Genomic DNA, 23,440 nt, shown 5'->3' with positions numbered 1-23,440 from the left:
CCAGTTTTCCTGCTTCCTTCAAGCAGGAAAGCGGGTCTTGTTTGTCTCTGACAGCGCATAATGCGCTTTTTCCTGTAGGAGTGGCGTGTGACGCGTCATTCTTTGTAGATACTGGCTTTAGAGTCAGCTCCGTCAGATATTCCGAAGCACAAGAAAAGAAACTTTTTTTCGCTCGGAATCTCTTCTTAGGGAAATACAAGCAGGAGCGACCCTGCAACAAAGTGAAGCGGCGCGATGCTTGTCCCAGGAAAACGATTCGAGCGAAACGAAAAAGCGTAACCTTACTACTGACTTTGAATCGGTAAATCCCATGTTTCCCCGATCAAATCCGTGATCCGCTCCGCCGCCTCGTGCGAAAACCCGGCAATCGTGTAATGATTCGTATCCGTAATCACATGATACATCCCGTTCGGTAAACTGTCGGCGAACGCAGCGTGAGCCGCATTGATTTGTTCGGTCAATGCCGGGTTCAACCAACTTTCCGGCATGCCCCCTGCCCAGTTCGAAGCGGACAGGACGAGGACCGGCTGTGTCACGTCTTCAAGCAACGAAAGAATCATCTGATTGTTCTCTTCGACCGATTGCCATTCATCGAGCGTCCCCCGCCAATGCCCGGGTGCTGCAAAATGCCGCCACATCGGTAATTGATCAGCTTCCGGTAAGACACTGAACATCTTTTTGCCCAGATGGTCAGGAATCATCCAGGCGATCGGTCGGACGTGACTAAGGAAATAGAGGAATCGATTCCACTCCTCTTGTGTTCGTTCGTACCAGTTCGGTAATGCTGCGTCGACATCCGGATGCGACGGATCGAGCAAGACGATGCCGCGTGTCTCGTCTGCAAACAATCGTCCACTTGCGAGCGAGATATAGGCGCCGAGCGAGTGCCCGATGAAGACATACGGTCCTTCGACACGAAGCATCCGTAAGACGTCCGCCAACTCATCTGCTTGATGCGTAAAGAGTCGTTTGTTTTTACCACGACTCGACCGACCATACCCGAGACGTGAATATTCAAAGACCCGTCCCCGCTTCAACAATTCGGTCCGTAGCCAGCCCCACTGGTGTCGGTTCGACATCATCCCGTGGTCGAGGACGAATGTGACGTCCCCACTTCCTGTCAGCCGGGTATCAAAGCGACCGGCTGATGTTTCAACGATATATTCCATACACTACCCCTACTTCCATTCATTCAAATAACGAAATCTCTAGCTCGTACCCAAGGATGTTCAAGTAATCAAATAACTGGGATCGATGATGATAGAGATGCACGGCTGCTTCGATTGCCCAGCCGTTCATCGAGTCGGTAACGCCCCAGTACGTCGGACGGGTCGTAAATCCGGTCGTGACTTTCTTCTGATAGATAGAAAACGCACGATTGATTCGTTCATTTAACTGATCGCGCGGGACCGGTTCCGTATAAAACGCCTGCATCGCTTCAGCCGTCGCCCCTTCTGCCAGCATCAAATCGGCTTCGAGTAACACAGCGAGATGGACGGCGACTTCACCGACGGTCCGTTTCCCGGGGATTGGCCGCGCGTCCCAGTCCTGCACCTCGATCTTCTCAAACAACGCTTTCGCCGTCTTTACACCAACACCGACATGGCGAATGAGGGCATGTTCCCAGTCAGTCATGCGCATTCCCCCAAGCGATTGCGCGGTGTTCGAGTTCCTTGACGAACGCATCCTTGCCGGCGATATAGGCTTCGATATTAAGCGGATATGTCGCCGCTAATTGTTCCTTTAATGCTCCGTAAGCAGTGGCTTCTTCTGGATGCGCACGCAAATAGTCCCGAAAGACGAGATGACGCTTGATTTCTGGATTTCCCGCCGCATGGAGATGGATGTGATGCGTCCGTTCGTCGCCGCCTTTTCGATAATAGCGGCGTCCCGGCATCCCGAACTCACCCTTCGCTTCGTAACCGAGTGCTTCCATCTGTGCGTCGAACTGCTCGATTCCCTCGAGTGTATCGACGACGGGTAGGATGTCGATGATCGGCTTTGCTGCGAGTCCCGGAACTGATGTACTCCCCATATGATGAATCTGCTTAAGGCGTGCTCCGAACACCTCCCGTAAGTGGTCCGCTTCTCGTGAGTATTCACTCGCCCATTCTGATTGATACGGTAACACAATGACTTGTCGCATGGTCGTTTCCCCCTCTCAATTCAGTATGCCAGTTTTTGGGGTAAAACAAAACGACCATCCATTTTGGAGGTCGTTAATGTTAGAGAGTCGTTAATCCGTTAAATAATCATACAGTTTCGCAGGTCCACCAAGTCGAAGATCAGCGATGATATGCTGGGCATCGACGATCTTCCGAACAGGGAAGTCAGCGAGTGGTGCCATGACATGTTCGAATAACTGAAGTCGCGCCGGTCCACGGTATGCTTCTTTAATCTCAAGATCCGTGATTTGACTCCGCGTCAGCTCGGAGATGATCAACTCGCCTTGATAACCGCGATGCTGTTTGAGCATGAACTGCGGCGCACCGATGATCGATTGTGCTTCTTCGACCGCCATCGGAACATACTTGTATCCCATCGTCGCTTGGGCGACACGGAGTGAATGGTAGTCAAGCGTTCCAACGAGTACATCATTGTCGAGATAAAGCCGGGGTGAACCATACTTCTTCGGAAACGCAGCCACTTCACGACCAGAGGCGATCGCCGGCTGATTGTTGACATACATCGAGAGGTAAAACTCACCGACCTCTCCTTGATACCGAACCGGAATGACTTGCCCGCACTCGAGATAACTCCCAAGACCTGTGCTATCCGGCATGTTGATGATCTCAAACTTGATCTGATTACTCAGCACCTCGAGCGGTTCCGGAACGACTGCTTGTAACGCTTCGATGTCCGTCTCATAGATGATGTTCAAGTATTCCCGATTCCGAAAGAAGATATCGACCGCCGGAAAGACCGGTGCATTGATCGGTGTCGCGACGATATTTTTTACATCTTCCTGTCTCATCTGAATCCCTCCTTTATGCGTTTAACAATGCGGCAAAGCGTGCGACACTTGTTTCAAAATCTGGAACCGTCTTCGCTGCTTGCGCTTCTTCGACGATTTCTTGAATGAGTGAGTTGAACGACGTTTTGATATTGTACGTGTTGCCGTACATCGTGACGATCCCATTAATGAAACGAATTTCGGTCGGTTGCCCTTTTTGTAAGTCCTGCAACATGCTCGCTTCTAAGTCACGCGACCCGTGCATCAATTGTGGCACGGTGATCAGTTTTTCATCGATATCGTCTAGTGTTGCGTAGGCTGCCGGCTCAAACGTACTCATCGGCGCGAATGTGATGCCGTGGGCGTGACCGACTTCAACGACTTCCTGCATCGTATGGATTGCTGCCCGTAACAAGACCGGATGATCAAGAACGTCGCCGTACGTACCGTTACACGCAGCGGATAACCCACTGAACGTACTATTGATGACGAGTTTTGACCATTTCGTTCCCGGTAGATTATCAGAGATTTCCGTCCCACCGATGTGATCAAGGATTTCCTTCAAGTGAATGATCCGGTCCGTCTTCTTACCGTCCAGTTCACCGATTTGCATCGCATACGTCTTGAAGTGCTCGTAATCCGATGTCAGACGTGACTCGCCTGGTCCGACGTATGTCGCTCCGAACTCGACGGATCCCGCGATGATACGTTCGCGTGGAATCTGTTGTTGAATGAATTCTTCCGGTACACCGTTTTGCAAGGAGACGAGAATACCGTCTTCCTTCAAGATCGTCCGGACTTTCGCCAGGACCGGTTCATTGTAGACCTGCTTCGTTAGCAACAATACGATATCGTACATCTCCGTGATGTCATCCGGATGCATCGCATGGACGGCTTGCGTCAAATCTGGTCCAATGACATGCGCGCCTGTTGTGTTTAGCGCTTCGATATGTGCGCGATTCGTATCAATCAAATCGACATCCTCATACTGTTGACTTAAATAAGCTCCCATGATGGTTCCTAGTGATCCTGCTCCGTAAATTCCGATTTTCATTTCTATCACCTCTAGTATTTACGATATACTGGTTTTATCATAAACAGAAATATATATATTTATATATTTTAATAACCTGTAGATTATGTCAGGAGGATATCATGGAACTCTTACATTTGAATTATTTTCGTCACGTCGCGGAGGAATTGAACGTGACGCGTGCTGCCGAACGATTATTCATCAGTCAGCCCGCCCTCAGTGCGACGATCAAAAAACTGGAGCGTGAATTGAACACGACGTTGTTTCATCGAAAAGGCAGAATGATCAGCTTGACCGATAATGGACGACTTCTACTGCAGTCAGTCGAAAAAATTGAACACGAGCTGACACGGGTCCAGGAACGCATGGCGCGAAATGATGCCTCTACCGAAACGCCACTTAGTCTTGCCAGTTCGCATGGTCGCTTCATCCAATTGATTCTACGAGAATTTCTCCTGCCGCAGACGGCACCCTTGTTCAATTCGGACATCCTCTCAAATCGCGACATTTTAAGCGGCTTGCTCCATCAAGAATTCCATTTCTCGATTAGCTTCATGGAACTCAAGCATCCGCTCATTACGAGCGAACCGATCGTGGAAGAGGATATCGTCATCACCTATCCTGCTTCTTATTCAGAGAAAGAAGCGATTACGACGCTCTATACGGATGCAACGGAGACTGCCTTTTTGTTTCCCTCCCACAATAAGGACTACAACCGCTTCATCCAATTGAAGATGGCGGAACTAAACATCTATGCCGATACCTCGCACTATATTGATGACGTCTCACTGCAACTCGCCTTACGCCAGCAACGGTATTTCAGCTTCGTTCCCGTCTCCGTCTGCCGCGAGATGGGACTTCCCTTCATCACAGACGATGCGTTTACCATTACGTCACGACTCTATATGTCGCACGCGACGGATCAATTGACGGTCGAGCAAGCAACCATCTACGAACGCATTAAACGATTTCTGCTCTCACAACGCACATATCTAGCCAAATAGAAACGGATGCCTGCATATGCAGACATCCGTGTGACATATTACTTCGTGATGAAGTAGCGTGACTGATCGAGATGATCTTTCGCTGTATAGATGTTGAGTTTGTACGAGCCGTTCGTCAATGCCTTACGCATCTTCAAGACATAGTTCCCGTGCTGATCCGCCACGTCTTGAGCGATCAATTGATAACCAGCTTCTGTTTTTTGGTAGAGTCGGACGATTTGTCGTTTTTCGACTTTACCTGTCAACGTCTTTTTGCCTGACCATTTTTTGACCGGATACGTGTTCTTGATCGCGAACGACGCCTTTTTCGTGATCTTATTCGAGATGTCTGTCGACTTGACCGTGTACGTACCTGTCGTTAGACCGTTCTTGACCGCAATCTTGAAGCCGCTTGCCGTCGTTTTCGCTTTCGCGATCTTCGTTGATCCTTTATAGAGCGTCACGTCAAGACCTTCCGTTGCTTTGCCGCGGAGGACCGTTGAACCGTAGACTGCTGACTTTTTATCGATTGCTGGTGTCGCAACGACACCTGTGCCGACTGTGACGTTCGTTTCTGTCTTCATGAAGCTGAGTTCAGAGACGATCGTCAACTTGTCACGCAATTTGAGCGGGCGTGTTCCGACTTCGTATTGACCCGCTTCGTTTGCTGTTGCTGTTCCAAGCACTTTATCGCCAAGTTTGACTGTGACTTTCGCACCCGGAACGGCTAGACCAGTAACGACTTTTGCACCCGGTTTAACTGCTTTTGCCGAGACCGTGAAGTCTTTCATCGGCACGTTCATGTTGAATTTAAGGAAGGTTCCTGTCTCACCTGGACGTGTTTCACCTGTGTTCGTGATTCCTTCATACCGCTTGACGTACGGTGCAGCTGCAACCGCTGAATCAAAGCTGACCGTCGTCGGTTTGCTTGCGACGAGTGACCAGTTGTCATCGGCTTTATAATCAACCGGTTGTTTCGCTTTGATGAAGTCCGAAATGACATTACGTGTTTCGTAGGCTGATTTGTAGACGATATTCTTTCCGCCACCAAGACCTGGGAACGTCGCACTGCCTGCGCGGTAGTTGTTCGTCGCGACAAGGAATTCTTGATCGTCTGCGATCGCTTTACCTTGATACTTGATATTTTGGACGCGATTTGCGTCTTTATTGACAACGACACCGTTAAAGTCGAACTTCGCTGGTTTCGTGATGTCGATTTCATACGTCAATCCATCGAGGATATCAAAGTTATAGCTACGGAATTCTTTGTTCAACAAGTTCGTTTGCTCACCGCCGACTTGGTTGAACTGACCAGCTGACATCTCGAGCCAGTCTTTGACGTCAGCCCCTGTTACTTTGACGACTTCGAGTGTATTCGGGTAAACATAGAGATCGGCGACGTTCTTGAGTGCGATTGGTCCTTTTTTGATCAACGTGTAATCGGATGCGTTGACCTGGTTACGACCACCTGTCTTGAATGGTGCACCAGCAGACAACAACGGGAGATCTTTATATTTCGCAAGATCGGCATTTTCTTTAAGTTGTTTCTCGACATACCATTTCTGAGCGTTCGTTACGAACTGAACTGAATCATCGTCTTGCGCGAGAGCGAAGAAGCTCTGGATATCATCATTGATCGTCCCGACTTCTTGACGAATGTAAGCGAGCGTTCCTTCATGTGCTTTTTCGATCAATTTGACAGCACCGGCATCTGCTGTCGTGTCTTTCGTCACGTCCGCTAGTTTAGCGCCAGACGTATCAACGACCCATTTCCCGTCGACTTGCTTCAACTCAAGATCGATGACACCGACGTTTTTCCCTTGTGTGTTTGCCATGACGACCGGCTTGCCATTGATCAGACCGTTCGTTGCATCAACGTTCGGCAGTTTGTTAAACGCTGAATCGGCTGCTGGGAACTTCCCGTGCTGATGACCTGTCATCAAGACATCAATGTCTGCGACTTTCGTCAACGCGTAGCCGACGTTCTCATCGCCATCTTTTTGATCCGTCGTATCCCCGATACCTGTGTGTGCGAGTGCAACGACGACGTCTGCGCCAGCATCTTTTAATTTTTTCGCTGTTGCTTTAGCAGTCGGGATGATATCTTCAGCCGTGACTTTCCCCGTCAGGTTCCCCGCATCCCATGCCATGATTTGTGGCGTGACGACTCCGAACACACCCACCTTGACTGTTTTCATGTCACCGTTCTGGTCCTTGACTTGACGTTCGATGATTTGATAGTCTTTTCCATCTTTGTTGTAGTCCGCGACGATCGGCTTTTTCGTGACTGCATCCAATACGTTCGAGTTGACGAACTTGATTGAACCGCTCGAAGCACTCATCGCTGACTTGAGGAAATCAAGACCGAAGTTGAATTCATGGTTTCCGAGCGTGACTGCATCATAACCGAGGTATTCCATCAATTCGTACATCGGATGTTTGCCTTTGTTTCCTTTGTCATACTGATTCTTGACGTAATCACCGAATGGCGTTCCTTGAAGTGTATCCCCGTTATCGAATAAGAAACTGTTCGTTGCGCCCACTTCAGTTTGTTGCTGTTTAATGACCGTAGCCGCTTTGACGAGACCAATCGTTTCGTCCTGCGCATCCTTGAAGTAATCGTAGTTCATTGAGTTCGTATGTAAATCCGTTGTTTCTAGGAAGCGTAACTTGACGACACTGTTGTCGGCAGCAAGTGTCTTGACTTGAACGACTGGTACGAGCATCGGTGCGATCAATGTCGACGCGATGACGAGTTTCGTTGCTTTTTTCATATGGATTTTCCCCCCAGGATGTTTTGACTGCTTCATTAATTTAGCATGGTTCGATTATAGCTAATAGTCCTTTCAAATAGGTCGGACATCCGTCTTATTTAACCTACTTAACTAATTCCAAATACTGGCTTAACATTGTTGATTTTACCTTTACAAACCAAGTTTACATGGTAAAAAAAGGAGATGATGCAAATGAGATGAACCACGCAAAAAAACGATACATTTCAGGACATAAACCTGAAAACGTATCGTTTATGCTTGATGTAGAACGTAACTGTTCCTTCTCGACTCCTACAGGCAAAGAAAGCATGTTTTTCGCTTTCGTCAGGGTCAGGTGAAACTCGATAGACGAAACGATACCGCGGATTACCTCCCGCATGTGGAAAGCGGCAATGACAGCAACGTTCGTCGTCCCCATTCAGGGTACATCTCCTAGTGGAGGAGCTTCATCACTCCACGTCCCTTAAACCGCTTTGTCTGGCTTGCGTCTTACGACATAACCAAGAATTCCACCAAGTAACGCAAGCCCTGCGGCGTATAGTACTGTCCAGCCTGCCGTCTGTTGAGCGAACTCGAATAAGACGTCACTGCGCCATTTCATTGCGAACTGAACGTACGAAGCTTGACTGACGATGAAGCTGATGACACCGATCGCGATCGCAAAGACGAACGGATCGATGATCGATTTGAAGCTTCGGATACTACAGACGAAGTAGATCGCAAACGTTACAAGCAACAACACCCAATACGCACTCTCACTGGAGACATTCGGTGGCGTCGCTCCTGCCGATTCCGCATCAATCACTTGAATCGTCTGCCGCGCGACGCCGTAATCAACAGGATTGAGCTTCAATTGTGTTGCTGACAAATCAGGACGTTCTCCACCGAGTAACGTCAACAATTGTTCTGTCACCCGGTCCGTGTCGATCCCATCGACGACTTTTTGGATCGAGTCATTGAGCTGATCCGTTGAGGTCTCCCCGTTCAACATCGAGACGGGGATTTCCGCATTCGCTCCAAGGACGTCTGCTTGATACACGACTTGACCGCCGTGGATCCAGTCGTACATCCCGCCACTTCCGGCGTTCAGACTCGCGACGGTGAGTGCCGTCCGTAGTGAAGAATCGCCGTCATATTCCGCTTCGTCCTGTACCGTAAAGACGAGTTGAAGCGTACTTGCGAGCATCAAAATCAGTAAGCTGGCACGTCCAGCAGCTGTCAGACCGGATAACTTTTGCGGGAAGAACGCCATCCAACCAAGCAAACTGACGACGAGAAGCGGTAAGATGCCACTCATCGCATAGCCGTCTTGTAACGAGAGGAATGGCACGTCGTTTCCGCGTCCGGCAAGGACGAACCAGATGATCCCGACGGTTAAGAAGAAACTAACCAATCGAATCGTCCACCCAAGACGACTTGCCTTAATCCGTAATACTAAAAATAACAGGACAATCAAACCGATGCCAAAAACGGAATAGAGTAACGTGCCGTAAGAGACATCAAACGTAAGTGGTGCAAGAACTTGCTTTAAGTCAATCCCAAACAACGATAAGACGTCGCCGGCAGAACTCGCATCGAGCACCTGATTGATGATCCCTTCCCGGACCGCGCTCGGCATCGTGATCGATAGCCCACCGACGAACAGAAGTATCAATGACACCGTGATGTCTGCATCTTTCCAGGAGACGTCCGCCTGTTGCATCTGCGTCACAAGATCCTGATAGTCTGAGGATGAGGTGATTTGTGAAGTCAAAAATGCCATCACACCATAGATGACACCGAAAAAGATGAGACCGATGAGGACGCCAAACAGGACATCCCAGACGGAAAACCGTCGTTGTTTCCTTTCTTGCCTTGACTCCATCCCATTTCCTCCTTTTAATGTCTGATGTTTGAATATTCCTGCTACAGCGAAACCAAAAACATCAATTTCATTCAACAGCCATTATATCCCACCTTTTCTCTGACTGTCTCCACTGATTTCCAAAATAAAAACCGACTTCTCACAGTGAGAAGCCGGTTGAACGATCAGGTGCCATGGTATTTTTTTCTCTATTAGATGCCTTCGTATGCTTGTTCCATGATCGTCCGTAACTCAGCGACAAGCGGCATCTTCGGATTCGCCGTCGTACATTGATCCTCGAAGGCATCGACTGCCATCTTATCGAGTTTTGCCTCGAAGTCTGCTTTTTGAATGCCTTGCGCCTTGAATGACATCTTGATGTTGAGACGTTGTCCAAGATCAGCAACGGCTTGGATGAGGGATTCGACCCCTTGCTCCGTCGTTGCTGCCGGAAGACCGAGGTAGCGTGCGATGTCGGCATACCGTTCATCCGCAACGAATGATTCGTATTTCGGGAATGCTGCTAGTTTCGTTGGACGTGATGCGTTATAGCGAATGACGTGTGGCATCAGGATCGCGTTCGTCCGTCCGTGTGGCGTATGGAACTCGCCACCGATTTTGTGCGCGATCGAGTGGTTGATGCCGAGGAAGGCGTTCGCGAATGCCATCCCTGCCATCGTTGACGCATTGTGCACTTTTTCGCGTGCTTCAGCGTCTGATCCGTTAGCATATGCTCGTGGCAAGTAGTCGAAGATCATCTTGATTGCTTTGAGTGCCAGTCCATCCGTGTAGTCGTTCGCAAGCACCGAGACGTATGCTTCTGTCGCATGCGTCAAGACATCCATTCCGGTATCAGCAGTGATTGAAGCTGGGACGGTCATGACGAATTCTGGATCAACGATTGCGACGTCTGGTGTCAATGCATAGTCAGCAATCGGGTATTTGACGTTTTTCTCTTTATCCGTGATGACGGTAAACGGTGTTACTTCTGAACCCGTACCAGAAGTCGTCGGAATCGCGACGAACTTCGCTTGACGACCGAGTGTCGGGAATTGATACGCCCGTTTGCGGATATCGAGGAATTTTTGACGTAAGTTTGAGAACGTTTCGTTCGGTTGTTCATAGAAGAGCCACATTCCTTTTGCAGCATCCATCGCTGAACCACCACCGAGGGCGATAATCAAGTCAGGCTTGAAATCACGCATCGCTTGAGCACCTGTCTGAACAGTCGTCACCGATGGATCTGGTTCGACTTGGTCGAAGATCCGGTAACTGACGGACTGTGGTAAGTTTTGAATTACTTTATCGGCATACCCGAACTGTACCATCGTTGGATCCGTCACGATCATGACACGTGAGACGTCAGTCATCGACCGCAAGTACTGAACGGAGTTCTTTTCGAAGTAGATTTTTTCAGGGACCTTGAACCATTGCATGTTCACGCGTCGTCTCGCCACCTTTTTGACGTTGAGTAAGTGCTTCGCTGTCACGTTTTCAGAAACAGAGTTTTTCCCGTATGATCCACAACCGAGTGTCAGTGATGGTGTCAACTCGTTGTACAGATCACCGATTCCGCCATGAGCAGATGGGCTGTTGACGAGGATCCGGCAGGCTTTCATGCGGAGTCCGAACGCTGTCATCAAGTCATCGTTCGTCGTATGAATGACGGCTGTATGACCGAGACCACCGATTTCAAGCATCTGTTCGGCAATCGTAAACGCTTCTTCGGTTGAAGCGACGCGGTACGCACCGAGGACGGGACTGAGTTTTTCATGAGACAGTGGTTCTGCTGCTCCGACGTGCTCGAGTTCCGCGACGAGCATGACCGTTGTTTCCGGAACATCGATTCCGGCTTTTTCTGCGATCCATGTCGCAGGTTTCCCGACGATGTCCGCGTTGACGGCACACGTATCGGTTTTGATGACGAGTGATTCGAGGCGTTGTTTTTCTTCCGGTGTACAGAAGTAACAACCGAGTGCTTCCATTTCCGCACGAACCGTCGCATAAATCTCTTGGTCGACGATGACGGCTTGCTCAGACGCACAAATCATCCCGTTATCAAACGTTTTTGAAAGAACAAGATCGCTGACTGCCCGTTTGACTTTCGCAGACTGTTCGATGTAACACGGAACGTTCCCTGGTCCAACACCAAGTGCCGGTTTACCTGTTGAATACGCCGATTTGACCATTCCTGCTCCACCTGTCGCAAGGACCATGGCGATTTTTTCATGGTTCATCAAGACTTTCGTTGCTTCAAGTGATGGTTCTTCGACCCATTGAATACAGTCTTTCGGTGCTCCTGCTTTGATGGCTGCGTCGCGGAGTGTTTTCGCTGCTTCAACGGAACAACGTTGTGCCGATGGGTGGAACGCGAAGACGATCGGGTTGCGCGTCTTGATCGCAATCAATGCTTTGAACATCGTCGTTGATGTCGGGTTCGTGACCGGTGTGACACCACAGACGACACCGACGGGTTCAGCGATATATGTGATGCCGTTTTGGACATCTTCTTCTAAAATCCCGACCGTTTTTTCATGACGTAGACTGTTGTAGATGTATTCTGTCGCAAACATGTTTTTAATCATCTTATCTTCAAAGACACCGCGTCCCGTCTCTTCTGACGCGAGACGAGCGAGTTCGACGTGCCGTTCAAGTCCGGCAAGTGCCATATCCCGGACGATCGTGTCGATTTTTTCTTGATCGAATGTCAGTAATTCTTGTAATGCGCGTTGCCCTTTTTCAACGATTTGTCCAACTGCTTGTTCGACCGGCGTTGCCGTCGATTTTGTTTTTTCTTTCACAGCCATGAGTGGTTTCCTCCCTGTCGTGGAACGAATCTGAGTTTGATTTGCTAACCATTATGTCAGGAATGCCAAGCTGTTTTTCAATAGTTTGTGCTTTCCTTCACAAATCAATCATAACCCCTTTTTCCTGTTTTGTGCATGACCATCCTGTGAATTCCATCACACCTTTGATAGCGTTTACAACTGTTGTGAATTCCTCTTTTTCATCGTTTTGCTTCATGTACATAGATGTGTGCGATTTGTCACACCTCGCATTTTCGTGACTTGATAGCCGTTTCATCATCTTGTATTCTGATATGGGGTACATATTAAGAGCTACCACTAAAGGAGGACACTTGAATGTCAGTTGTACAGGAAATGCTAGCCTTCAACGAGCGATTCGTCGCCGAAAAACAGTATGAACAGTTCGTCTCGGATAAGTTCCCAGACAAAAAGGTCGTCATCCTGACGTGTATGGATGCCCGCTTGACGGAGCTCCTCCCACACGCACTTGGTCTTAAGAACGGGGATGCGAAGATCATCAAAAATGCCGGTGCTATCCTATCGCACCCATTCGGTTCCGTCATGCGCTCGATTCTCGTCGCGTTGTATGCTCTTGGTGCTGAAGAAGTCGTCGTCATCGGTCACCACGACTGCGGCATGAGCACGATTGATCCTAACCACATGATCAACGAGATGAAGGATCGGGGCATCGACCAACAGATTCTTCACACGCTCGAAGTATCTGGCGTTGATTTGAATCAATGGTTGCGTGGTTTCACGTCAGTTCAAGAAAGCGTCGCTCACTCGGTCAGCCTCGTGAAGAACCACCCATTACTACCACCTGGGACGAACGTTCACGGACTCGTCATCGATCCAGGGACTGGTAAGCTCGACGTCGTCGATTGCTGATCACTCTCTATAGAAGAAACGCAAATAGATTCGGATATTCTACTCCGTCTTAATTTAAAAATAACGTGCCATATTTTCTCGTAACGGAGAAGGATGGCACGTTTTTTGTATGAGTCATTTTCAGTGATCAAAACGCTTCTCACTTCATGCTTCGGGGTATAACAGAATGTAACTTCTTGTGGAGAGCTAAAAAGCGTATCATTCATCTTTTGATTACGAGGTCAGACTTTTACTCTTGACAGCATTCCAACATGGCTGTAAGATACTTTAGTATAGTACAGTGATAACAAAAGAAAGTGTGGTTTTACTGAATGATAAACGCCGTATTGTTTGCCGTCTTTTTACTATTTATTTTAGCGATCTTCCGCGTCCACATCGTGCTCGCGATGGTCATCAGTGCGTTTGCCGGTGGTCTTGTCGGTGGTCTTGACCTGACTGCGACGACAAAAGCATTCTCCGGTGGTCTTGGTGACGGAGCAGAAATCGCCCTTAGCTACGCGATGCTCGGTGCATTTGCCGTCGCCCTCTCGAAAACAGGTTTACCGGATGCACTTGCTCACTCTTTGATTGCGCGTTCGCGTGGTAACGCAAGTGCCGCTTCCGTCAAAAAATTAAAAGGATTCATCTTGTTCGCGATTCTCTTGCTTGCGATCAGTTCACAAAACGTGTTGCCGATCCACATCGCATTCATTCCAATCATCATTCCGCCGTTGCTCGGTCTCTTTTCTCAGCTTAAGATCGATCGACGCCGGATAGCGATCATCATGACGTTCGGTCTTGTGACACCGTACATGTTCTTACCGGTTGGATTCGGAGACATTTACCTCAATCAGATTTTGCTGAAGAACCTGAAGGCAAATGGTCTCGATACTGCTGGAGCTTCCGTCATCGAAGCAATGGCGATTCCAGCACTCGGAATGGTCGTTGGTCTCTTGATCGGTTTGTACACCTACCGGAAAGAGCGGACGTATGAGATTCGCGACATCGCACCGGACGATTATGAAATTCCGGTCATCACGAAAACGAAGCTTGTCTTAAGTGGAGTCGTCGTCATCGCGACCTTGATCGTACAACTACAGACCGGATCAATGATTCTCGCTGCGACGACGGGGTTGATTCTCTTCTTGCTGCTTCGTCTCGTTCGCTTCAGTGAAGCCGATGACGTCATTACACGCGGTATGCGCATGATGTCATTCATCGGTTTCGTCATGATTTCAGCGAACGGTTTCTCAAACGTCTTGCGTAAGACGGGCGATATCGAGCCACTCGTCGAGAATTCGAAAGCGTTGATGGGCGATTCACAACTCGTTGCCGCCTTCGTCATGCTCTTGATTGGTCTTCTCGTCACGATGGGGATCGGCTCGAGTTTCTCGACCGTTCCGATCATCGCTGCCATCTTCGTTCCACTTTGTATCCAGTACGGATTCAGCTTAGAAGCGACGATTGCCATCATCGGAACATCCGGTGCTCTCGGTGACGCGGGTAGCCCGGCGTCTGACTCGACACTCGGACCAACGAGTGGTTTGAATGCTGATGGTCAGCACGATCACATGCGAGAAACGGTCATTCCGACGTTCCTGCACTACAATATTCCATTACTCATCTTCGGTACGATCGCTGCGGTTGTATTATAAAAACAAGACGGATTCGCTGTCATCGCGGATCCGTCTTTTAAATTGTCTCCGTTTTTTTCCTTTTCATTTCGTCCTCGGTTCTCTAAAATAAAGGAATGAACTGATACAAAGGAGTTGTCTAACGTGTTATCTCAAGTCGTCAACCAGATTTTGCTTTCGCTTGCCGATCTCGGATATTTCGGCATCGCCCTCGGGTTGATGATTGAAATCATACCGAGTGAAATCGTCCTCTCTTACGGTGGATTCATGATTTCCCAAGGAACGATCGGCTGGCCGCTCGCCATCGTCGCTGCCGTCATCGGTGGATTATTCTCGCAATTATTCTTATATTGGTTCGCTCGCTACGGCGGTCGTCCCCTTATTCTGAAATATGGAAAGTATGTTTTGATCTCAGAGCATCACTTGGATTTAGCCGAGCGTTGGTTCTTAAAGTACGGACAAGGCGTCATCTTTGGCGCCCGTTTCATCCCGGTCGTCCGTCATGCCATCTCGATTCCGGCAGGTCTTGCCAAGATGGATCAAACGAAGTTTTCTCTTTATACGGTGCTTGCGATCATTCCGTGGTCGATCTTGTTCCTGTATCTTGGTGAAACGCTCGGAACGAACTGGCGCTCGATCAAGGAAGTCGCTGCACCGTACACGAACGGTGTCCTAATCGCTGCCGTCGTCTTGATCATCTTCTATGTCATCTACAAACGCCGTCAACGAACGGTTTGAACAACTAGCAGTCTGTCTGACGACGGACTGTTTTTTTAAACAAACAGGAGGTCCCGCCATGCTCACATCCCCACTTGCTCATTTTCCGTTACGTCGTTTGACTGCATCCTATCGGGCGGGTCATCCTGTCGCGACCGGGATCACCGTCGACGGACATATTTTAATCGTCGAAGAAACCCTCGACGAAGCACGCAATGAACACGTCCTTTCCATTCATCAATTGAAGGATGATTGGCGTAAGACGACGATCGTTAAAAAAAGCGAAATTGATTTTTCGCTCGTCGATCGATTTCCGGATGGACGTTTGTTACTCGTCGCTTCCCGTTGCGATGATGACGTAGACGGAACGTGGTTGCCGAATGCCTTTATTTATGATGTTCAGGGAAATCTAGTCAATCAATTTTGTTTAGATGATGGGATTCAAAACATGCAAATCGATGAACGAGGGTGGATTTGGGTCAGTTATTTTGACGAAGGTGTCTATGCTGACGCCGTAACCAGTTCAAATGGTGCCTTTGGTCTCGTCGCTTTTGACGATACGGGCGAAGTAAAATATAAAAACCGTCAATACCCGATTGATGATTGTTACGCCTTAAACGTCTGTTCATCAAAAGAAATCTGGTTCTTCTACTACTCTGATTACCGTTTCATTTGTATCGATCAAGAGGAAGATCTCGTCTGTGAGGCACCTACGATCGCCTTTTCTCAGTTCGCTCGGTACGACAATTTTCTGCTTGCCGCAAATTCTGATGAAGCACATTTACTCGAACGGAAAGGTACGCTCTTTGAAAGTGTTCGTTCGATTCGATTCATGACAGAACAGGGAAATACCCTGTCAGGTGACCTTACAATGCGTAATGACTTGATCGTACTAGCGACCTCGGAACACCTATATTTCGGGAGACTCGGCCAGCGACTTGTCTCTCTCTTAGCAGGCAAATGAAAGCCATTACACAGTTGTTTCATAATCTTTTTACTTTTGAAAACCTCTAACCCAAATTTTCAAAAAGACTAGCGAGTTCTATCTGAGGATAGTATACTCAGCGTTATAGTTATTCGGACAAATTGTCTGAACATTATGACGTCACAGAATTTTTTTGGGGGAAATGATGAGTTCGAATTTGAAACGAGATTTAACAGCACGACAGGTACAAATGATTGCACTCGGAGGAACGATCGGGGTCGGTCTTTTCCTTGGGGCATCAAGTACGATTGCTTGGACGGGACCATCCGTCTTACTCGCGTACATGCTAGCAGGAGTCTTTATCTTTTTCATCATGCGGGCACTTGGTGAGATGGTCTACACCCATCCTCACAGTGGTTCGTACGCAAAGTTCGCAAACGACTATATCCATCCAGCAGCTGGTTTCTTGACAGCAAGCAGTAATATCTTCAACTGGGTCGTCGTCGGGATGAGTGAAGTCATCGCTGTCGGAACCTATCTACGCTTCTGGTGGCCGGAGCTACCGACTTGGATTCCAGGCGTCGTCGTCATCATTCTCTTGACGCTCGCGAACCTCGCTTCCGTCAAGATGTTCGGTGAACTCGAGTTCTGGTTCGCCTCAATCAAAGTAATAACGATTCTTCTGATGATCGTCGCCGGATTCGGAATCATCTTCTTTGGTCTAGGGAATGACGGAAACCCGGTCGGCTTCTCGAATCTTTGGGCGAACGGTGGATTCTTCACGAATGGTTTCACCGGCTTCTTCTTTGCGCTCTCGATCGTTTTCGCCTCTTACATCGGTGTTGAGTTGATCGGCGTGACAGCTGGAGAAACGAAAGATCCAGAAAAGAACATCACGAAGGCAATCAATGGTGTCGTCTGGCGAATTTTGATTTTCTACGTCGGATCCATCTTCATCATCGTCACGGTGTATCCATGGAATGAGTTGTCGGATCTCGGCAGTCCGTTCGTTGCGACATTCGCCAAGGTCGGTGTCACGATTGCTGCCGGTATCATCAACTTCGTCGTCATCACGGCCGCTTTATCCGGTTGTAACTCCGGGATCTTCAGCGCAAGCCGGATGATTTATGCATTGGCTGAAAAAGGACAAGTGCCGTCCTTCTTCTTAAAGATCAACAAACGCGGCATTCCATTCTACACGGTCTTCGCGATTTCAATCGGGATTTTCTTCGGTGTCATTCTTGACATCACCTTGCCACTCGTTCTCGGAAAGGATACGAACATCTTCGTGTATGTCTACAGTGCTTCGGTACTACCAGGGATGGTACCGTGGTTCGCGATTTTAATCAGTCATATCCGGTATCGTAAACTCGAAAGTGAACGGACAGCCTCACATCCTTTCAAGATGCCCGGTGCGCCGGTGACGAACTATCTGTCGATCGTCGCGCTGGTGACAGTGCTCGTCGGGATGTTGTTCAACGATGAGACACGCGTCTCGATCTTAATCGGAGTCGCTTTCTTGATCTTAAGTACGGTCTATTACATCGTAAAAGTACCGAAAATCGAAAAATAAACGTCTGTCTCTCCTCTCATAACCGCATGAGAGGAGTTTTTTGATGGAGATGATTTTCTATATTGACATTGAATAATATTCATGATAGATATTTTTCACGAACGCTTAAACCCTTAAGACGTCGTAACATTCTTGATTTCAATGCATAAAGCCGTATTTCATCTACTATTTTTCTAATAAATAGATAAATTTTCAGAATAAATAGTCTTTTTATTCTAAGTGCATTTTCATGTTTCGAGTTCGTTTGAGCGGGAATATTCTCACCATACACATAATATTTCATGTGTAGAACAATCACGTTAAAACAATTTAACGGCAGAAAGGAGAGATGTAATATGAACGGATTCAATCGTTTCCTACTCGTTCTGATCGGCATTCTCGGTTTAGTCAGCGTCGGTCTTCTTGTACTTGGCGTCTATGATGTTCCACGACTCAGTCCTTTGATTGAACAGTGGCAAGATCAACAATGGTATAGCTACACGATTTTATCACTTGGTGGCTTCCTAGCATTCGTATTTGTCATTCTATTATTCACTGGACTACTCAGTCGTTCAAAAGGACAACGTCTCCTGATTCAAACGGGTGACGGGAATATCACGATCTCTAAGCAAACGATCGAACGAACGGCACTCGAGTCGATTCGCGGTATCAACGGCGTACGTTCGCCACGCGTCAACGCAGACATTCACTCGAAAAAAGAAACCATCGCGCTTGAAGTCGACTGTTCCGTCTTCGGTCAAGAAGGCTTGCCGACAATCGGAAAAGACATTCAAGAACGCGCCAAGAACGCGGTCGAATCGTTGCTCGAACTACCTGTCACAAAAACACGCGTCCGGATCAGTGACACGAAGACAAAAACGTCTGAACGCGTCGTCTAAGATACGAGAGGAGGAAGATCATGAAAACGAGCGAAGCACTTCGTCCGTATCGCTACCGTCTACTCGGCGGACTAGTCGGACTGATCCTCGCCACCTTGTTCTTGACGATCGGTTTTGGACCGACGTTGTTGATCATCGTATTCGCAACAATCGGTTACTTGATCGGTCAGTGGCGGGATAATGCGCTCGATGTCGAAGGATGGATTCAGTTCTTTCAACGGGATTGAGCATACAGAAAATAAAAAATCATTCAACTTACACTAAAAGGAGAGATTTCTCATGGCTAACGAAATCAACACTAAACAAAACGAAAACGAAGTAGTACACGAAAATAAACTCACATTCGAAGATCAAGTCATTAAGAAAATCGCCGGTATCGCATCAAATGATGTCAAAGGCATCCTCTCAATGAGTGGTGGCTTCATGAGTGGATTGACAGATCGTTTCCGGAGCACGGAAGATATCACAAAAGGCATCGACGCGGAAGTCGGCGAACGACAAGTCGCACTCGACTTAAAAGTCATCGTCGAGTACGGCAAAAACATCCCGTCCATCTTCCAAGACGCTGTAACGAAAATCAAAAAATCAGTCCATGATATGACAGGACTCGATGTCATCGAAATCAACATGCATGTCGAAGATGTCATGACGCGTTCCGAGTTCGACGCAAAAAGTAAATCGTCGAAAGAAGAGGAAGAAAAACGCGATTTGAAATAAGACAGTCAACTAGATAGCCGTATAAAATGGACCCGCTTAAAAACGGGTCCATTTTTTTACTTTTTCAATGCCCCACGTGCGTTCAACGCAGCAAAGATCACCATCGCAATACTGAGAACAGCAGCGACGATCAAACCTTGCCAATAAACCGACCAATCAATCTCCGGACGGGTCAACACACTGCGCATCCCTTCAATGATATAGGTCGTCGGATTGATCGTCGCGGCAATCTTGAGCCATTCGGCTTCAATCAAGTCTTTCGGCACGAATGTCGTCGACAGGAAAATCAGCGGAAAGAACAAAAGTGTTCCGGCTTGCGCGGCTTGGGCGTTCCGTGTCTTCAAAGCGACACCGACCGAGTAACCGGCAAAGGCGAGACCGAAGCCAAGCGCGAGTAAGATCGTCAAGAAAAAGCCACTGACACCGACTGGAATCGATAGACCAAGCAAGAATGCCATTCCGAAGATGAGTAATGTTTGAACGAATAATTGCAGCATCCCGGCAAGCATCGGTCCGAGGACGATTGCGGTCCGGGAGACCGGTGTCAATAAGAGTCGAGCGAAATAACCACTCTCGATGTCCTTGACGAGTGCTTGCCCCGCTCCCCCTGCTCCGCCGACAGCACCCGAGACGATCGAAACAGGCAAAATGAAGTTCAAATAATCGACGCCGTCGAATTGAGGTAAGTTCGAGATGCCGGAGAGACCACTCGTGTAGACGAGCAGGAAAAAGACACTGATGATCAAGTTCGGAATGAAGGAAAACGGATTACGTAACGTGACGAGGAGACTCCGACGCATCAAAAACCACGTTTCACGTATCATGTCACGATTCCTCCTTATAAGCTTGTCCCGTCAAACGAATGAAGACATCATCAAGCGACGGTTGTTTGACGACCAGTGACGTAGCGACCATTTTTCGTTCATCAAGAAAACGGACGACCGCGCGCAATGTCTCCGTTCCCCGCGAAGGAATGACGAGGCGGTCTTTTTCCTGACGACCGGCAAACGTCTCTAAAACGATCCGTTCGTTCTCTTTTTCAGCTAGCGTCAATTCGATCCGCTCTTCTCCATTTGCTGCTTTCAGCTCAGCTGCCGTTCCTTCGGCAATCAATTGTCCCTCATTGATGATCGCGATTCGGTCGGCTAGCTGATCGGCTTCTTCCAAATACTGTGTCGTCAAAAAGATCGTTGTTCCGAACTCTTCGTTTAATCGTCGGACCTCGTTCCAGATTTGTACACGGCTCGCGGGGTCGAGTCCTGTCGTTGGTTCGTCAAGGAACAAAACAGTTGGTTGATGGACGAGCGTCAACGCCAGATCAAGCCGTCGTTTCATCCCGCCGGAGTAAGTACCTGATCGACGCTGACCGTCTTGATCGAGTCCGACGAGTCGTAGCAATTCTTCTGCCCGTTTCTTAGCTTCCGTCTGACTTAATCCAAATAATTTTCCCTGTAGGACAAGTAATTCAAGACCGGTCAAATCCTCATCGATGCCGGTATCTTGAAGGGCGACTCCAATTTGCAAGCGAACCTGGTTTTCCTGTTTGACGACATCAAATTCCTGAATCGTCGCTCGACCACCGGAAATTGGAATCAACGTCGTCAGCATCTGGACGGTCGTCGACTTTCCAGCCCCGTTCGGTCCTAGAAAAGCAAAGATCTCTCCTGCCTCTACATCGAACGAGATGCCTTTGACGACATCTTTCCCGTCATACGTCTTCGTCAAATTCTCGACATGAATCATCTTCATTCCTTCTTTCCCTGAATTCAAAGTCATGTCCAAGATTTTCCCGTTTTTTCTGTTCTCGAATCAAAAAAACTTTTATACAGATGGCGTAACGTACAATCATTCCACACGAACTATTCAGCGATTTTTGCATATAAAAACGCGCTCTCAAAAGAGAACGCGAGATTAAAACATATACCTATTTCATACCTGAAATATTGTATCCTTCGATGATGTACTTTTGGAAAATCATGAAGATGATGATAATCGGGATGACCATGAAAGTAGCTCCAGCCATTTGCAATCCGTAATTCCCACCATGTTGCCCCTGCAGTAACGCTAATCCAACAGATAGAGTGTACAATGATTCGTCATTCGCGATGATGAGTGGCCATAAGAAACTATTCCATGCTCCAATGAATGTTAAAATTCCCTGTACCGCCAGAATGGGTTTTGACATCGGAAGAACGATTGAGAAGAAAATACGCCATTCACTTGCTCCATCTAGTCGAGATGCCTCTAGCAGCTCATCTGGAATCGTCGTCATGAATTGGCGAAATAGGAACACGCCGAACGCACCAACTAATCCAGGTAAAACGATTCCTGTCATCGTATTCGTTAACCCCATTTGATTAAGCATTAAATAGACTGGAATCATTGTTACTTGACCTGGGATCATCATTGTAGCGAGTACTCCAATGAATAGTAACTTACTCCCTTTAAAACGAAATTTGGCAAATCCATAACCAGCCATCGCCGTTAAGAGTAGACCGAAAAACGATGCTAATACAATCAAAAGTGTATTTTTCAAATAGGTCAAAAAGTTTAGGTTCACGAATAAATTAACGTAATGCTCAAAAGTTAGCTCTTTTGGCCAAATCGTTAGCGGAAGTGCTAAAATTTCTGCATCCGTTTTTACTGAAGAAAGAACCATCCAAAAAAACGGTAAGAGAAAACAAAGACCTAGTAACGTCAATACCGTTGCAAGACCCCATTGAAAAGTAGCCTTCTGTCTTCTTTTCTCCGGACGTGCGATTGGTGAAAATCGAGCTTCCTTGCCTGTTACAATCACAGGTTTTTCTTTCGGAATCATCGAATCGTCCCCCCTTCCTTAGTATGGATTATCATTTTTTTGAACACGGAACTGGATCAATGTGACGGTAATGATTAAAACGAATAGGACAACGGATCCAGCAGCAGCATATCCGAAGTTACTCAGTTGGAAACCGTTTTGATAAATGAACAGCGCCAATGACGTCGTTGAATTCAACGGTCCACCTTCCGTCATAATGAACGGTTCCTCAAAAAATTGAATCCATCCAATCAATGTCGTCACCGTAACGAAGAAAATGGCATATCGTAAGAGAGGAATCGTGATCTTAAACATTTGTTGAAACGTACTGGCTCCGTCGAGTGCAGCTGCTTCATAATACGTTCTTGGAATCCCCTGTAATGCCGCAAGGAAGATAATCATGTTGATTCCGACAGCCCGCCATAAGGCTAATAGGATCAATGATAATTTTGCAACAAGTGGATCTTGCAACCATGGAACATCCGGTAGATGAATTGCATTCAGGATAAAATTAAAGAGCCCGTATTGGGGATTGAATAAGAATCCCCAAACGACGGCAACAGCAACAACGTTCGTAATCGACGGCATATAAAAGACGACACGAAACCATTCAAATACTTTTCCACGACCAAAGTTAATCGCAATGGCAATGGAGAGCGAAAGTGTAATGACAAGTGGTACACCCAAAATGACATAAAAAACCGTGTTCGTTAATGCCTTTAAGAAAACCTCATCTTTAAAAATTTCAAGATAGTTTGAAGTACCGATCCATTCGATGTTTGCATAGTTCGCGATTCCCGCTAAATCCATGTTCGTAAAACTCATCACTACGGCGACGAAAAGCGGCGTAATCGAAAACAGAAACAGTAAAATGATGGTAGGTGCAATGAACAGATAAGGCGCCTGATGGTTGAGCAACCGTCTCATTCAGAGGACTCC

The 23,440-nt window shown here is 47.6% G+C and carries 22 protein-coding genes; 9 read left to right on the top strand and 13 right to left on the bottom strand.

Features of this window, described 5'->3' with window-relative positions; all coding sequences use genetic code 11:
- Positions 1–284: 284 nt before the first annotated feature.
- The 5 genes from KNQ08_RS02945 to KNQ08_RS02925 all read right to left on the bottom strand — a co-directional run bounded on the left by KNQ08_RS02945 (position 285) and on the right by KNQ08_RS02925 (position 4,007).
- Positions 285–1,169: an alpha/beta fold hydrolase gene (locus KNQ08_RS02945; RefSeq protein WP_214804594.1), complete on the bottom strand. Its 885-nt coding sequence runs from the start codon at positions 1,167–1,169 to the stop codon at positions 285–287.
- Between the two features lie 19 nt (positions 1,170–1,188).
- Complete coding sequence (locus KNQ08_RS02940; RefSeq protein WP_214804592.1) at positions 1,189–1,635, bottom strand: DinB family protein; 447 nt, start codon at positions 1,633–1,635, stop codon at positions 1,189–1,191.
- Positions 1,628–2,146, bottom strand: a complete 519-nt coding sequence (locus tag KNQ08_RS02935; protein WP_214804589.1) for a GrpB family protein — start codon at positions 2,144–2,146, stop codon at positions 1,628–1,630. The genes KNQ08_RS02940 and KNQ08_RS02935 overlap by 8 nt, the downstream gene beginning before the upstream one ends.
- Before the next feature lie 90 nt (positions 2,147–2,236).
- On the bottom strand, positions 2,237–2,974 hold the full coding sequence (locus KNQ08_RS02930; protein ID WP_133208109.1) for an acetoacetate decarboxylase: 738 nt from the start codon (positions 2,972–2,974) through the stop codon (positions 2,237–2,239).
- A 13-nt stretch (positions 2,975–2,987) separates the two neighbouring features.
- Entirely contained in the window at positions 2,988–4,007 is a 1,020-nt protein-coding gene (locus KNQ08_RS02925) for a ketopantoate reductase family protein (protein ID WP_214804587.1), read from the bottom strand.
- A 101-nt stretch (positions 4,008–4,108) separates the two neighbouring features.
- Between KNQ08_RS02925 and KNQ08_RS02920 the strand changes: the two genes are divergently transcribed.
- The gene (locus KNQ08_RS02920; RefSeq protein ID WP_214804585.1) at positions 4,109–4,990 is read left to right on the top strand and encodes a LysR family transcriptional regulator; all 882 of its coding nucleotides are present in this window, start codon (positions 4,109–4,111) and stop codon (positions 4,988–4,990) included.
- Between the two features lie 38 nt (positions 4,991–5,028).
- Here KNQ08_RS02920 and KNQ08_RS02915 read toward each other — a convergent pair whose 3' ends face one another.
- The 4 genes from KNQ08_RS02915 to adhE form a co-directional block, all read right to left on the bottom strand.
- Entirely contained in the window at positions 5,029–7,743 is a 2,715-nt protein-coding gene (locus KNQ08_RS02915; protein ID WP_214804583.1) for a bifunctional 2',3'-cyclic-nucleotide 2'-phosphodiesterase/3'-nucleotidase, read from the bottom strand.
- Between the two features lie 163 nt (positions 7,744–7,906).
- Positions 7,907–8,161 carry a hypothetical protein gene (locus tag KNQ08_RS02910; RefSeq protein ID WP_214804581.1) on the bottom strand — a complete coding sequence of 85 codons (255 nt, stop codon included), beginning with the start codon at positions 8,159–8,161 and terminating at the stop codon, positions 7,907–7,909.
- Between the two features lie 45 nt (positions 8,162–8,206).
- Entirely contained in the window at positions 8,207–9,607 is a 1,401-nt protein-coding gene (locus tag KNQ08_RS02905; protein WP_214769450.1) for a hypothetical protein, read from the bottom strand.
- 191 nt (positions 9,608–9,798) lie between these two features.
- Positions 9,799–12,393, bottom strand: coding sequence for a bifunctional acetaldehyde-CoA/alcohol dehydrogenase (gene adhE / locus KNQ08_RS02900; protein WP_214724691.1), 2,595 nt, complete (start codon positions 12,391–12,393; stop codon positions 9,799–9,801).
- Between the two features lie 336 nt (positions 12,394–12,729).
- On the opposite strand from adhE, the gene KNQ08_RS02895 reads away from it, so the two are divergent.
- From KNQ08_RS02895 to KNQ08_RS02860, 8 genes are all read left to right on the top strand, one after another.
- A complete protein-coding gene (locus KNQ08_RS02895; protein WP_035397969.1) occupies positions 12,730–13,281 on the top strand; it encodes a beta-class carbonic anhydrase in 552 nt (183 codons plus the stop codon).
- 314 nt (positions 13,282–13,595) lie between these two features.
- The gene (locus KNQ08_RS02890; RefSeq protein ID WP_214724763.1) at positions 13,596–14,915 is read left to right on the top strand and encodes a Na+/H+ antiporter family protein; all 1,320 of its coding nucleotides are present in this window, start codon (positions 13,596–13,598) and stop codon (positions 14,913–14,915) included.
- 123 nt (positions 14,916–15,038) lie between these two features.
- Positions 15,039–15,632: an undecaprenyl phosphate transporter UptA gene (gene uptA, locus KNQ08_RS02885; RefSeq protein WP_023467894.1), complete on the top strand. Its 594-nt coding sequence runs from the start codon at positions 15,039–15,041 to the stop codon at positions 15,630–15,632.
- Positions 15,633–15,690: 58 nt separating this feature from the next.
- Positions 15,691–16,575: a hypothetical protein gene (locus KNQ08_RS02880; RefSeq protein WP_214804579.1), complete on the top strand. Its 885-nt coding sequence runs from the start codon at positions 15,691–15,693 to the stop codon at positions 16,573–16,575.
- Positions 16,576–16,738: 163 nt separating this feature from the next.
- Positions 16,739–18,109 (top strand): amino acid permease, encoded by a 1,371-nt coding sequence (locus KNQ08_RS02875; RefSeq protein ID WP_214804577.1) that lies wholly within the window; start codon positions 16,739–16,741, stop codon positions 18,107–18,109.
- A gap of 335 nt (positions 18,110–18,444) precedes the next feature.
- Positions 18,445–18,987: an alkaline shock response membrane anchor protein AmaP gene (gene amaP / locus KNQ08_RS02870; protein ID WP_050677038.1), complete on the top strand. Its 543-nt coding sequence runs from the start codon at positions 18,445–18,447 to the stop codon at positions 18,985–18,987.
- A gap of 20 nt (positions 18,988–19,007) precedes the next feature.
- Positions 19,008–19,214 carry a DUF2273 domain-containing protein gene (locus KNQ08_RS02865; protein WP_023467890.1) on the top strand — a complete coding sequence of 69 codons (207 nt, stop codon included), beginning with the start codon at positions 19,008–19,010 and terminating at the stop codon, positions 19,212–19,214.
- Between the two features lie 52 nt (positions 19,215–19,266).
- Entirely contained in the window at positions 19,267–19,704 is a 438-nt protein-coding gene (locus KNQ08_RS02860) for an Asp23/Gls24 family envelope stress response protein (RefSeq protein ID WP_214724684.1), read from the top strand.
- A 56-nt stretch (positions 19,705–19,760) separates the two neighbouring features.
- Here KNQ08_RS02860 and KNQ08_RS02855 read toward each other — a convergent pair whose 3' ends face one another.
- The 4 genes from KNQ08_RS02855 to KNQ08_RS02840 form a co-directional block, all read right to left on the bottom strand.
- On the bottom strand, positions 19,761–20,528 hold the full coding sequence (locus KNQ08_RS02855; protein WP_214769436.1) for an ABC transporter permease: 768 nt from the start codon (positions 20,526–20,528) through the stop codon (positions 19,761–19,763).
- A 1-nt stretch (position 20,529) separates the two neighbouring features.
- The gene (locus KNQ08_RS02850; RefSeq protein WP_251133604.1) at positions 20,530–21,453 is read right to left on the bottom strand and encodes an ATP-binding cassette domain-containing protein; all 924 of its coding nucleotides are present in this window, start codon (positions 21,451–21,453) and stop codon (positions 20,530–20,532) included.
- Positions 21,454–21,628: 175 nt separating this feature from the next.
- Positions 21,629–22,522, bottom strand: coding sequence for a carbohydrate ABC transporter permease (locus tag KNQ08_RS02845; RefSeq protein ID WP_149427120.1), 894 nt, complete (start codon positions 22,520–22,522; stop codon positions 21,629–21,631).
- 18 nt (positions 22,523–22,540) lie between these two features.
- Positions 22,541–23,428: a carbohydrate ABC transporter permease gene (locus KNQ08_RS02840; RefSeq protein ID WP_149427119.1), complete on the bottom strand. Its 888-nt coding sequence runs from the start codon at positions 23,426–23,428 to the stop codon at positions 22,541–22,543.
- Positions 23,429–23,440 lie beyond the last annotated feature (12 nt).

It is taken from the genome of Exiguobacterium sp. s46, assembly GCF_018618875.1.
GTDB classification, from domain to species: domain Bacteria; phylum Bacillota; class Bacilli; order Exiguobacteriales; family Exiguobacteriaceae; genus Exiguobacterium_A; species Exiguobacterium_A abrahamii.
Note: the sequence above shows the minus strand (reverse complement) of the source record. Positions and strands in the feature narration are given on the sequence as shown.